Raw genomic sequence first — 11,783 nt, 5'->3', positions numbered from 1 at the left:
GCTGGATTCAATGCATCGCCGTGCCGCCGGTGCGGGAAATATTGCCGATATTATTAAATGCTGTCGTAAGGATATCACCATGATCCATGCTTTTATTAAAAAGGGGAGCTTTCAGGATTCCGTCAGCCTGATGTTGATCTCCCGCAAACTCAGTGAGTCTCCCAAGGTTGAGGAAATATCCGTCATGATGGGGACGCCGGCCAATAAATCCTTATTGGAGGTGACCGGTTTCTGGCATCCGCAGTTTAGCGAAGCGACGCCGAACGATATTTGCGTGGCGATCAAAGCGGAGTCCGCCGACGAGTCGATCGCCGAGGAGATCGGCGCGGCGCTGGAGGCGGCGCTCAAGGCGATTGCGCAGGGCGGCCAGGGCGGTAAAAAACTGCTGCGGGCGCGCAGCTGGCGCACCGCCCGGCAGAAGCTGCCGGCCGCCAATCTGGCACTGATCTCGATCGCCGGCGAATACGCGGCGGAGTTGGCGGATCGGGCGCTGGAAGACGGCTGCAACGTGATGATGTTCTCCGACAACGTCAGCCCGGCGCAGGAAGTGGCGCTGAAAACCAAGGCGCGCGAGCGTGGGCTGATCGTGATGGGGCCGGACTGCGGCACTGCCTGCATCGCCGGCGCGCCGCTGGCGTTCGCCAACGTGGCGCCCGCCGGATCCATCGGCGTGGTCGGCGCCTCCGGTACCGGCATTCAGGAGCTGATCTCGCAAATTACCCTGGCGGGACAGGGCATCTCGCACGCTATCGGCCTGGGCGGGCGGGATCTGACGGCGGAGATCGGCGGCATCAGCGCCATCAGCGCGCTGCGCATGCTGGCGGCGGATCCGCAGAGCCAGGTGCTGGCGTTCGTGTCCAAACCGCCGGCGCCCGAGGTGCGTCAGCGGGTGATCGACGAAATGAAAGCGCTCGGCAAGCCGGTGGTGGCGCTGTTCCTCGGCGCGCAGTCCGCCGTGCGTCAGGATGGAAACATCACGTTCGCCGCCACGCTGGATGAAGCGGCGCGGCTGGCGGCGATGCTGGGCTGCGTGCAGCAACAGGCGGCGCAACAGCCCGCGGTGCCCGGCGGCAAAATCGCCGGACTGTACGCCGGCGGCACGCTGGCGGCCGAATGCGCGATGTTGCTGGCGGAAAAACTGCGCTTGCCGGTGGATAGCGAACACCCGCGCGGCGCCATGCTGGTGACCGACGGCCATCGCATCATCGACATGGGCGATGACTTTTATACCCAGGGGCGCCCGCACCCGATGATTGATCCGACCGCCCGCAATCAAGAGATCGCCCGCCTGGCGCAGCAGCCGCAGACCGGCGTGTTGCTGCTGGACGTGGTTATCGGCTTTGGCGCCCAGGACGATCCGGCGGCGTCGCTGGCGGACGAGGTGGCCAACGTGCGCGCGGCGCGCGGCGCGGCCCACCCGCTGGCGGCGATCGCTACCGTCACCGGCACCGAACAGGATCCGCAGCAGCGCTCGCGGCAAATCGCCACCCTGCAGGAGGCCGGCATCGCGGTGATGCCGTCGCTGCCGGCGGCGGTCGCGTTGGCGCATCAGCTGATTACCCCCGTCTTACCCGCACCTGAACGTGAACGGCCGGCCTTGCTGGACGGCGTCGCGGTGATCAACGCCGGGCTGCGCAGCTTCGCCGATGACCTGCAAACCAGCGACATCCCGGTGGTGCATTACCAGTGGGCGCCGGTGGCCGGCGGCGATCAACGATTAGCCAACATCTTGAAAAAATTAAAGTAAGGAACCGCTATGTACGCAACGATTGAGCAAGCAAACGCCGCCGTTATCGCCCGTATCCGCGAGGCGCGCCCGCACTGGCAGGATGTGGATCTGGCGCATCGGTTGATCCCGCAGCTGGCTGAAGGACGCAAGCTGCTGCACGCCGGGCCGCCGGTCACCTGGCAAGAGATGAGCGGTCCGGTGCGCGGTGCCTGCATTGGCGCCTGCCTGTTCGAAGGCTGGGCGCAGGATGAACAGCAGGCGCTGGCGCTGCTGGAGCAAGGGGAAATCGAGTTCATCCCATGCCACAGCGTGAGCGCGGTGGGGCCGATGGGCGGCATCACCTCGGCCCACATGCCGATGGTGGTGGTCAGGAACACCGTCCACGGCAACTACGCCTACTGCAACATGAACGAAGGCATCGGTAAGGTGATGCGCTTCGGCGCCTATGGCGAGGATGTGCAGCAGCGTCTGCGCTGGATGCGCGACTCTTTGGCTCCGGTGCTGAAAGCGGTGCTGGCGACGCTGGAGGAGGGGATCGATCTGACCGCGCTGATGGCGCAGGCGATCAGCATGGGGGACGAATTCCACCAGCGCAATATCGCAGCCTCAGCGCTATTGATGCGCAGATTGGCGCCGGAGATTAGCCTGCTGCCTCGCGATAAGGCGGAGCTGGCGCAGGTGATGCAGTTCCTCAGCATCACCGATCAGTTCTTCCTCAATCTGGCGATGGCTTACTGCAAGGCGGCGATGGATGCGGGAGCAGAAATTGAGCAGGGCACTATCGTCACGGTAATGACCCGCAACGGCAAGAACTTTGGCGTCAAGATCAGCGGCATGGGCGATCGTTGGTTCACCGCGCCGGTCAATACGCCGGAAGGGCTGTTCTTCTCCGGCTTCAGCCAGGCGGACGCCAACCCGGACATCGGCGACAGCGCGATCACCGAAACCTTCGGCATCGGTGGGGCGGCGATGGTCGCGGCCCCGGGCGTGACGCGTTTCGTCGGGGCTTCCGGCGGCATGAGCGCCGCCACCGACATCTCCGAGGAAATGGCGGAGATCTATCTTGAGCGCAACATGATGCTGCAGATCCCGACCTGGGACTTCCAGGGCGCCTGCCTGGGGCTGGATGCCCGGCGGGTGGTGGAAACCGGCATCACGCCGCTGATCAACACCGGCATTGCTCACCGCGAAGCCGGGGTCGGGCAGATCGGCGCAGGCACGGTGCGTGCGCCGCTCGGTTGTTTCGAGAAGGCGATCGAAGCGCTGGCCGATAAGCTCGGCATCACGGCGTAAGTGAACGGAGGGGCGTATGGACATTGTCGCGCTGGCCGGCAGCCGCCATGTGACGCGGGACTATGGCGCGCTGCGCTGCGTCGGCAGCTTCACCAACGCGATCAATTTCCTGACGGAAAACGCGCGGCTGCTGACGCTGCACCGCGCCGGCAGCGGCCTGAGCCCGATGGGGTGGCAGCTCGGCGCGCGGGATTTCGATCGCGTGCGGCGTGCGGTGCCGTCTGTACGACGCTGCACTTTCTCCGCCGCAGGCATCACGTTGGATGCGCTCCTTGTTCGGCCCGCCGCGATGGCGCGGGATCTGGCGCTGGCGCAGCGGGCGGCCATTGCCGATCGGCCGCTGGCGGCGGTATTGCAGCGCTGCACGGCGCAGTGCGGGTTGCACGGCGAAATCGGTCGGCTGGTGAAGCGGCCGTTAACGCCGGAGCTGGCCAGGCTGGCGCGGGATTTCTCCCGTTGGCTGCGGGGCGGCGCGGTCGACTGGCGCCATACGCTGGGCAAAGGGCCGGGGTTGACGCCGAGCAACGACGACACCTTGCTCGGTCTGTTGCTGAGCGCGCACCTCGACAGCCGCATCCAGGTCGCCGGGCTGACGCCGTTTTTCGCCCAGACGCCACCGCTGGAAGCGTTGACCACGCTGGTGAGCGCGCACTACCTGCATTACGCCGAGCGGGGCGTGTTCGCCACGCCGCTGCATATGCTGGCGCAGGGGCTGCAGGTACCTAACGGCGTATCGGCGGCGGTGGCGGCGGTGCTGAACCTGGGGCATTTCTCGGGGGCGGACACGCTGCTGGGCGTGTGGCTGGGGGTGACGACGATTAACGCACTGTGCGGCGCGCGGTGTGAACATGAGGGCCGGATCGCGGATCCGGCCGGGACGGTATGATTTCAACTACGGGTGCAAACCATGAAAACCTTGGTCATTGCGTTGGGCGGCAACGCCTTGTTGCAACGCGGAGCCGTGCTCTCTGCGGAAAATCAGTATAAGAGCATCGCCCTCATCGCCGACGCCATCGGCAAGCTGGCGCAGAAATACCGCATCGCCATCGTGCACGGCAACGGCCCGCAGGTGGGGTTGCTGGCGTTGCAAAATCTGGCGTACCGCGATGTGCCGCCCTATCCGCTGGATATTCTGGTGGCCGAAAGCCAGGGCATGATCGGCTATATGCTGGCGCAGCAGCTGAATGCCAGCCATCCGCAGCAGCCGGTGTCCACGCTGCTGACGCGGGTGCTGGTGGATGCACAGGATGCGGATTATCAGGCGCCGAGCAAGTTCATCGGGCCGGTGTATGCGCCGGAACAGCGGCAGGCGCTGGAGGCCAAGTTCGGCTGGACGCTGAAGGCGGACGGCAACTATATCCGCCGGGTGGTGCCTTCGCCGGCGCCGCAAAAGATCCTCGACATCGAGGCGATCACCTTGCTGCTGTCGCAGCGGCATATCGTGATCTGCAACGGCGGCGGCGGCATCCCGATGATCGCCGGCGAGCATGGGCTGACGGGCAGCGAAGCGGTGATCGACAAAGATCTGGCGGCGGCGCTGTTGGCGGAACAGGTGGGGGCCGATCATCTGGTGATCCTCACCGACGCCGACGCGGTGTACCAGGAGTGGGGCACGCCGCGCCAGCGCGCCATTCGTCGCGCCACCACGCAGGAGCTGGCGCCGATGGCGGTGGCGGACGGCGCCATGGGGCCGAAGATCATGGCGGTCAGCCGCTTCGTCGATCGCACCGGGCGGACGGCGCATATCGGTGGCCTGCAGGATATCGACGCGGTGCTGGCGGGCCAGGCCGGCACCTCTATTTTACCTTAGCTGCCTTCGGTTTATCCGCGCCCGCGTTGGCGCGGATAAGTATGCCTAAATGGCATGATTTCAATAATTTTTATTCATTTCATGATGTTGCTCGCCTTGGCTAGAGTAAAAACACCCCCGTGTTTACCGTCAAAAATTTGTCATTTTTATTTGCGACTATGCTTTTTGAAATGACATTTCGGCCAAGGATTGTTATGGATTCGCTCAGTGTTGATGAACTCGCCCAGAAGAAAGACCGCTGGTATCGCATTGTAGAGGAGATGCTGGCCGAAGCCGGCGTCGCCATCAACGGCCCGCGCGCCTGGGATATCCGGGTGCATAACCCGGCGCTGTTCAAACGCATTTTGCAGGAAGGCTCGCTCGGCTTCGGCGAGAGCTATATGGACGGCTGGTGGGAATGCGAACGGCTGGACATGCTGTTTACCCGCATTTTGCAGGCCGGCGTCGATGAGCGGTTGCCGAAAAGCCTGAGCGACATCGCGCGCATCGCCTATGCCCGGCTGTTCAACCGCCAATCGCGCAAGCGCGCCTGGCAGGTGGGCAAAGAGCATTACGACATCGGCAACGACCTGTTCCGGGCGATGCTCGATCCTTACATGCAATACTCCTGCGGCTACTGGAAAGAAGCGCAAACGTTGGAGCAGGCGCAGCAGGCCAAGCTCAGGATGATCTGCGAGAAGCTGCAGCTGAAACCGGGCATGACGCTGCTGGATATCGGCTGCGGCTGGGGCGGGTTGGCGCAGTTTGCGGCGCAAAACTACGGCGTCTCGGTGCACGGCGTGACCATTTCAGCCGAGCAGCAGAAGCTGGCGCAGGCACGCTGCGCCGGGCTGGACGTCGAGATCTTGCTGCAGGATTACCGCGATCTGGATCGTCAGTTTGATCGCATCGTGTCGGTCGGCATGTTCGAGCACGTCGGGCCGAAAAACTACGAGACCTATTTCAGCGTCGCGGCGCGCAACCTGAAGCCCGATGGCCTGTTTTTGCTGCACACCATCGGTTCCAATCAAACCGACCTTAACGTCGACGCCTGGATAGACAAATACATCTTCCCCAACGGCTGCCTGCCTTCGGTGCGGCATATCGCCGAGGCCAGCGAAGGGCGTTTCGTGATGGAGGATTGGCACAACTTCGGCGCCGATTACGATCGCACGCTGATGGCCTGGCTGGAGAATTTCAAACGGGCGTGGCCGGAATTGGCGGGCGGTTATTCCGAGCGCTTCGAGCGCATGTTCACTTATTACCTGAACGCCTGCGCCGGCGCGTTCCGTTCGCGCAACATTCAGCTGTGGCAGGTGTTGTTCAGCCCGGCGGGCGTGGAGGGCGGGGTGCGGGTCTATCGTTGATATCCCTTCGTCTTTTCCGCCGCATCGTTGTTGGCTGCACGTTCGATCCCCTGGTCACTTAGTTATCTAAGCTCCCAGGGCTTCTCACGTTTGCCGCCTGGATGCAGCTTCAGGTATGACGGATATCAGTACAGCAGGGAGTACAGCTGGCGGCGATATTTAGCGGCCAGCGCATCGCCGGTGCCGAGTGCGGCCAGAATGTCCATCAGGGTCTTGCGCGCGTTGCCGTTGGCGGCGGCCAGATCTTTCTTCAGATGCCCCATCAGCAGTTCCAGCGCTTCTTCGTTACGCCCGACCTGATGCAGTTGCAGCGCCAGCTGCACCGCCAGCTCGACGTTGTCCGGCTCTTGCTGCACCTGCTGTTGCAGCTGTTGGATTTCCGGCGTGTCCGCTGCCTGCTTCAACAGTTCAATCTGCGCCACCAGACCTTGATAGCGGGTATCGCGATCCTGCAGCGGGATGGTCGCCAGCACCGCTTCGGCATCTTCGCTGCGGCTGAGGGCGATCTGGGTTTCGGCCAGCGTCAGACCGATGTCGCTGCGCTGCTGGCTGCTCTGCCAGGCGTCTTTCAGCAGCGGCAGCGCTTCGGCGGCGTTGCCGGCGGCCAGCAATTCCTGCGCCTGCGCCAGTTTCAGATCTTCTTCCTTCGGCAGGAAACGCTGCAGCAGGTCGCGGATCGCTTCTTCCGGCTGCGGGCCCTGGAAGCCGTCGACCGGCTGGCCATCTTTAAACAGGTAGACCGTCGGAATGGAACGCAGCCCGAACTGGGAAGCGATCATCTGCTCGGCGTCGCAGTCCACCTTGGCCAGAATGAACTGACCGGCGTATTCCGCCGCCAGCTTGTCCAGCACCGGCGTGAGCTGCAGGCAGTGTTGGCTGCGCTCGGACCAGAAGTAGAACAGCACCGGTGTGGACATCGATTGTTCCAGCGTCTGGTGCAGGTTAGTTTCGTTAATATCAACAACAGCTTGAGCTAGCATCTTTTTTCTCTCTGATCGTGCGGAGCCATGGGGTGTAAATGGGGGCGCGCCGCCATTCTTCAACCCCGTCGGGCGAATTAAGCGTTGCTGCGCAGCAGCCAATCCAGACAGCGGCCCGGCAAAATGCGGCGCAGCACGCTCATCGCGTGCGCCAGCAGGGTGACCGGATAGCGCAGTTTGGCGCGTGGGCTTTCCAGCGCGTGGCGCAGTTTGGGCAGGATGGCCTCCGGCGGCAGCGTCAGGCGCTTGGCGATGCCGGGGTTGTGCACCGGCTTGTCGCTCTGCGCCTGGTTGACGTTCTGGCTAAAGTGGGTGGAGATCGGCCCCGGTTCGATCAGGCTGACCTGAATGCCGCTGCCGTGCAGCTCCATGCGCAGCGCGTCCGACCAGGCTTCCAGCGCGAATTTGCTGGCGGCGTAAGCGCCGCGCCCGGCGCTGGAGACCAGGCCCATCACCGAGCTGGTCTGAATAATACGCCCTTCGCCGTGCGGCAACATCGCCGGCAACAGCAGCTGGGTTAGCTGATGGGTGCCGAACAGGTTGGTGGCGAACTGCCGCTCCAGCTGGCTGCGCGAAATGCGGCTGAGCGGGCCGTAAACGCCGAAACCGCCGTTATTGAACAGGCCGTACAGGCGGCCGTCGGTCAGCGCGATCACCTCGGCGGCGGCGCGCTCGACGCTGGCGCTGTCGTCCAGATCCAGCTCGATGCCTTCCAGCCCGAGCTGGCGCATGTTTTCCACGTCCTGCGGCTTACGGCAGGCGGCCAGCACCCGGTAGCCGCGGTTGCGCAGATCCTGCGCCGCAATCAAGCCAATCCCGCTGGAACAGCCGGTTATCAATACCGCTTTTTGCATAACTTTACCTAGTGTACGACCCTAATTTAGTGAGACTCATGCTTTACTAGCGGTTCCAGGCGCTCCGCCATCCAGGTGGCGATAAACGGCTGAGCGTCCCCATTGGGGTGCAATCCGTCATCCTGCATCCATTCCGGCTTCACCACCACCTGTTCCATATAGAACGGCAGCAGCGGAATGTTGAACTGCTTGGCCAGCGCCGGGTAGACGGCGCTGAACGCCTCGGTGTAGCGGCGGCCGTAGTTAGGCGGGATGCGGATCTGCATCAGCAGCGGCTGCGCGTCGGCCTGCTGCACCCGCGTGATGATTTGGCCGAGATCGCGCTGTACGTCCTGCGCCGGGAAGCCGCGCAGGCCGTCGTTGGCGCCCAGCTCGATCAGCACCCAGCGCGGCTGATGCTGTTTCAGCAGCGCGGGCAGACGCGCCAGCCCCTGTGCGGCGGTGTCGCCGCTGATGCTGGCGTTGACCAGCTGCGGCGCGTCCGGTTTTTTCTGCCACTGTTCGGCCAACAGCGTCGGCCAGGCCCGCTCGATCGGCAGGCGGTAACCGGCGCTTAAACTGTCGCCCAAAATCAATAAGGTATCGGCGGCGGCAGCGCGTAAACTGAATAATCCCAACAGCAAAAGGAAGGGAAGATGCCAGCGGAAAACGTTCTTGAAGTTCATCATCTTAGTAAACACGTTGGTCAAGGTGAGCATCAGCTCACCATCCTTACCGGAGTCGAGCTGCTTGTCAAACCCGCGCAGACGATCGCCCTGATCGGCGAATCCGGATCGGGGAAATCGACCTTGCTGGGCATTTTGGCCGGGCTGGACGACGGCAGCGAGGGCGAGGTGCGTTTGCTCGGCGAGTCGCTGACCGCGCTGGACGAAGAAGGCCGCGCCGCGCTGCGCGCCAGGAACGTCGGCTTCGTGTTTCAGTCGTTCATGTTGGTGCCGACGCTGAACGCGCTGGAGAACGTGCAGCTGCCGGCGCTGCTGCGCGGCGAGAGCGACAGGCAGAGTCGCGAGCAGGCGGTGCAGTTACTGGAACAGTTGGGGCTGGGCAAACGTCTCGATCACCTGCCGGCGCAGCTGTCCGGCGGCGAGCAGCAGCGCGTGGCGCTGGCGCGCGCCTTCAGCGGTCGGCCGCGGGTGCTGTTCGCCGATGAACCGACCGGCAACCTCGACCGTCAGACCGGCGATCGCATCGCCGATCTGCTGTTTTCCCTCAACCGCGATTTTGACACCACCCTGATCCTGGTGACCCATGACGAAACCCTGGCGGCGCGCTGCCAGCGGCGGCTGCGGCTGCGTGAAGGCAAACTGTGGGAGGAAGCATGATCTGGCGCTGGTTCTGGCGCGAATGGCGCTCGCCGTCGCTGCTGATCGTGTGGCTGGCGCTGACGCTCTCCGTCGCCTGCGTGCTGGCGCTGGGCAGCATCAGCGATCGCATGGACAAAGGGCTCAGCCAGCAGAGCCGCGATTTTATCGCCGGCGATCGGGTGCTGCGCAGCGCGCATCCGGTGCCGGAAGGCTGGCTGCTGGACGCGCAGCAGCAGGGGCTGAAGGTGAGCCGTCAGCTGTCGTTCACCACCATGACCTATGCCGGCGATCGGCCGCAGCTGGCGGACGTGAAAGCCACCGATCTGGTCTATCCGCTGTACGGCAAGCTGGAAACGCGCCCGGCCAACATCAAACCCGAACCGGGCAGCGTGCTGGTGGCGCCGCGCTTGCTGGCGCTGCTGAACGTGAAAGTGGGGGATTCGCTGGAGGTGGGCGACACTACGCTGCGCATCGCCGGTGAAATCATTCAGGAGCCGGACGCCGGCTTCAATCCATTCCAGACCGCGCCGCGCATCATGATCAACCTGGCAGACGTCGATAAGACCGGCGCGGTGCAGCCGGGCAGTCGCCTGACCTACCGTTATATGTTCGCCGGCGCCGAGCCGGATATTCAGCGTTACGAGGAACGGCTGGCGCCGCAGTTGACGCCGGATCAGCGCTGGTTCGGGCTGCAGGAATCCGGCAGCGCGCTCGGCAAGTCGCTGCAGCGCTCCCAACAGTTCCTGCTGCTGTCGGCGCTGCTGACGCTGCTGTTGTCGATCGCCGCCGTGGCGGTGGCGATGAGCCACTATTGCCGCAGCCGTTACGATCTGATCGCGGTGCTGAAAACCCTTGGCGCCGGGCGCGGCGCGCTGCGTAAATTGATCGTCGGCCAGTGGCTGGCGGTGATGGCGCTGGCGGCGGCGTGCGGCGGAGCGATCGGGCTGGCGTTTGAAGCATTGCTGATCCGCCTGCTGAAGCCGGTATTACCGGCTGCGTTGCCTGCCGCCGGCGCCTGGCCGTGGCTGTGGGCGCTCGGCGCGCTGGTGCTGATTTCGCTGCTGGTCGGGCTGCGGCCGTATCGCCAGCTGCTGGCTACCCAGCCGCTGCGGGTGCTGCGCCGCGACGTGACGGCCAACGTCTGGCCGCTGCGCTACTTCTTGCCGGTGACGGCGGCGATCGTGGTGGCGCTGTTGGTGGCGCTGATGGGGGCCAGCACGCTGCTGTGGGCGATCCTGGCTGGCATGGCGGTGCTGGCGCTGCTGCTGGGCGGCATCGGTTGGGGCAGCCTGCTGTTGCTGCGCCGCATCACGCTCAAGAGCCTGGCGCTGCGGCTGGCGGTCAACCGCCTGCTGCACCAGCCGTGGGTGACCATCAGCCAGCTGGCGGCGTTCTCGCTGTCGTTCATGCTGTTGGCGCTGTTGCTGGTGCTGCGCGGCGATCTGCTCGAACGCTGGCAACAACAGCTGCCGCCGGACAGCCCGAACTATTTCCTGCTCAATATGACCGAGGCGCAGGTGCCGCAGGTGAAAACCTTCCTGCAGCAGCACCAGATCAAGCCAGAAACCTATTACCCGATCGTCCGGGTGCGCCTGACCGAGATAAACCAGCAGGTGGCGACCGAGCGGGTGCATGAAGACGATCCGGGCGGCGAGGCGGTGAACCGCGAGCTGAACCTGACCTGGCTGGCCGATCTGCCGGATCATAATCCGCTGGTGGCGGGCAGCTGGCCGCCGAAAAGCGGCGAAGTCTCGATGGATGAAGGCATTGCCGGGCGGCTGAAGATCAAGCTGGGCGACACGCTGACCTTCAGCGGCGATACCCAGGCGTTCAGCGCCAAAGTCACCAGCCTGCGCCAGGTGGATTGGGAAAGCCTGAAGCCGAACTTTTACTTTATCTTCCCGCCGGGCGCGCTGGACGGCCAGCCGCAGACCTGGCTTACCAGCTTCCGCTACGACGGCGACGGCCAGATGCTGACCCAGCTCAACCGTCAGTTCCCGACGCTCAGCCTGCTGGACATCGGCGCGATCCTGAAACAGGTCGGCGGCGTGCTGCAGCAGGTCAGCCGCGCGCTGGAGGTGATGGTGGTGCTGGTGGTGTTGTGCGGTGGCCTGCTGCTGCTGGCGCAGGTGCAGGTCGGCATGCGTCAGCGCCGCCAGGAGCTGGTGGTGTACCGCACGCTGGGGGCCGGCAAACGGCTGCTGCGCCGCACACTGTGGTGCGAGTTCGCCCTGTTGGGGCTGGTGGCGGGCATCGCGGCGGCGGTGGGCGCCGAGGCGGCGCTGTGGCTGCTGCAGAGCCGGGTATTCGACTTCCCGTGGACGCCGACGCCGGTGCTGTGGTGGGCGTTGCCGCTGGCCAGCGCGCTGCTGCTGTCGCTGTGCGGCGGCTGGCTGGGCGTGCGCCTGCTGCGCGGCCGGGCGCTGTTCCGCAGTTATGAGGGCTAGTTGATATCGAGGCAGGTAGC

General features: G+C 64.4%; 10 protein-coding genes. 7 read left to right on the top strand and 3 right to left on the bottom strand.

Annotated elements, in window-relative coordinates:
* Nucleotides 1-79: 79 nt before the first annotated feature.
* The 5 genes from ACMGF7_RS02545 to cfa all read left to right on the top strand — a co-directional run bounded on the left by ACMGF7_RS02545 (nt 80) and on the right by cfa (nt 6,178).
* Nucleotides 80-1,747, top strand: a complete 1,668-nt coding sequence (locus ACMGF7_RS02545; protein WP_049242743.1) for an acyl-CoA synthetase FdrA — start codon at nt 80-82, stop codon at nt 1,745-1,747.
* A gap of 9 nt (nt 1,748-1,756) precedes the next feature.
* Nucleotides 1,757-3,022 carry a DUF1116 domain-containing protein gene (locus ACMGF7_RS02540; protein ID WP_049242741.1) on the top strand — a complete coding sequence of 422 codons (1,266 nt, stop codon included), beginning with the start codon at nt 1,757-1,759 and terminating at the stop codon, nt 3,020-3,022.
* A gap of 16 nt (nt 3,023-3,038) precedes the next feature.
* A complete protein-coding gene (locus ACMGF7_RS02535; RefSeq protein ID WP_060420323.1) occupies nt 3,039-3,908 on the top strand; it encodes a DUF2877 domain-containing protein in 870 nt (289 codons plus the stop codon).
* Nucleotides 3,909-3,929: 21 nt separating this feature from the next.
* Complete coding sequence (locus ACMGF7_RS02530) at nt 3,930-4,832, top strand: carbamate kinase (protein ID WP_015376905.1); 903 nt, start codon at nt 3,930-3,932, stop codon at nt 4,830-4,832.
* 194 nt (nt 4,833-5,026) lie between these two features.
* Nucleotides 5,027-6,178 carry a cyclopropane fatty acyl phospholipid synthase gene (cfa, locus tag ACMGF7_RS02525; RefSeq protein ID WP_015376906.1) on the top strand — a complete coding sequence of 384 codons (1,152 nt, stop codon included), beginning with the start codon at nt 5,027-5,029 and terminating at the stop codon, nt 6,176-6,178.
* Between the two features lie 125 nt (nt 6,179-6,303).
* Here cfa and ACMGF7_RS02520 read toward each other — a convergent pair whose 3' ends face one another.
* The 3 genes from ACMGF7_RS02520 to tesA form a co-directional block, all read right to left on the bottom strand.
* Nucleotides 6,304-7,158, bottom strand: a complete 855-nt coding sequence (locus ACMGF7_RS02520) for a co-chaperone YbbN (protein ID WP_076740492.1) — start codon at nt 7,156-7,158, stop codon at nt 6,304-6,306.
* Nucleotides 7,159-7,235: 77 nt separating this feature from the next.
* A complete protein-coding gene (locus ACMGF7_RS02515) occupies nt 7,236-8,012 on the bottom strand; it encodes an SDR family oxidoreductase (RefSeq protein WP_004940195.1) in 777 nt (258 codons plus the stop codon).
* Nucleotides 8,013-8,038: 26 nt separating this feature from the next.
* The gene (gene tesA / locus ACMGF7_RS02510; RefSeq protein ID WP_197800179.1) at nt 8,039-8,677 is read right to left on the bottom strand and encodes a multifunctional acyl-CoA thioesterase I/protease I/lysophospholipase L1; all 639 of its coding nucleotides are present in this window, start codon (nt 8,675-8,677) and stop codon (nt 8,039-8,041) included.
* Here tesA and ybbA point away from each other — a divergent pair.
* Complete coding sequence (ybbA, locus tag ACMGF7_RS02505; RefSeq protein WP_004940192.1) at nt 8,648-9,334, top strand: putative ABC transporter ATP-binding protein YbbA; 687 nt, start codon at nt 8,648-8,650, stop codon at nt 9,332-9,334. The two genes, tesA and ybbA, sit on opposite strands and share 30 nt — an antisense overlap.
* The gene (gene ybbP, locus ACMGF7_RS02500; RefSeq protein ID WP_420286348.1) at nt 9,331-11,763 is read left to right on the top strand and encodes a putative ABC transporter permease subunit YbbP; all 2,433 of its coding nucleotides are present in this window, start codon (nt 9,331-9,333) and stop codon (nt 11,761-11,763) included. Before ybbA ends, ybbP begins: the two co-directional genes overlap by 4 nt.
* Nucleotides 11,764-11,783 lie beyond the last annotated feature (20 nt).

The organism is Serratia sp. BNK-17 (assembly GCF_048684935.1).
Taxonomy (GTDB): Bacteria; Pseudomonadota; Gammaproteobacteria; order Enterobacterales; family Enterobacteriaceae; genus Serratia; species Serratia nematodiphila.
Note: the sequence above shows the minus strand (reverse complement) of the source record. Positions and strands in the feature narration are given on the sequence as shown.

What these genes read in the sequence shown, in the direction of transcription:
- ACMGF7_RS02515 (WP_004940195.1), bottom strand. Translation starts at nt 8,012, where the DNA reads ATGCAAAAAGCGGTATTGATAACCGGCTGTTCCAGCGGGATTGGCTTG.
- ACMGF7_RS02520 (WP_076740492.1), bottom strand. Translation starts at nt 7,158, where the DNA reads ATGCTAGCTCAAGCTGTTGTTGATATTAACGAAACTAACCTGCACCAG.
- ACMGF7_RS02545 (WP_049242743.1), top strand. Translation starts at nt 80, where the DNA reads ATGATCCATGCTTTTATTAAAAAGGGGAGCTTTCAGGATTCCGTCAGC.
- tesA (WP_197800179.1), bottom strand. Translation starts at nt 8,677, where the DNA reads ATGAACTTCAAGAACGTTTTCCGCTGGCATCTTCCCTTCCTTTTGCTG.
- ybbA (WP_004940192.1), top strand. Translation starts at nt 8,648, where the DNA reads ATGCCAGCGGAAAACGTTCTTGAAGTTCATCATCTTAGTAAACACGTT.
- ACMGF7_RS02530 (WP_015376905.1), top strand. Translation starts at nt 3,930, where the DNA reads ATGAAAACCTTGGTCATTGCGTTGGGCGGCAACGCCTTGTTGCAACGC.
- cfa (WP_015376906.1), top strand. Translation starts at nt 5,027, where the DNA reads ATGGATTCGCTCAGTGTTGATGAACTCGCCCAGAAGAAAGACCGCTGG.
- ybbP (WP_420286348.1), top strand. Translation starts at nt 9,331, where the DNA reads ATGATCTGGCGCTGGTTCTGGCGCGAATGGCGCTCGCCGTCGCTGCTG.
- ACMGF7_RS02540 (WP_049242741.1), top strand. Translation starts at nt 1,757, where the DNA reads ATGTACGCAACGATTGAGCAAGCAAACGCCGCCGTTATCGCCCGTATC.
- ACMGF7_RS02535 (WP_060420323.1), top strand. Translation starts at nt 3,039, where the DNA reads ATGGACATTGTCGCGCTGGCCGGCAGCCGCCATGTGACGCGGGACTAT.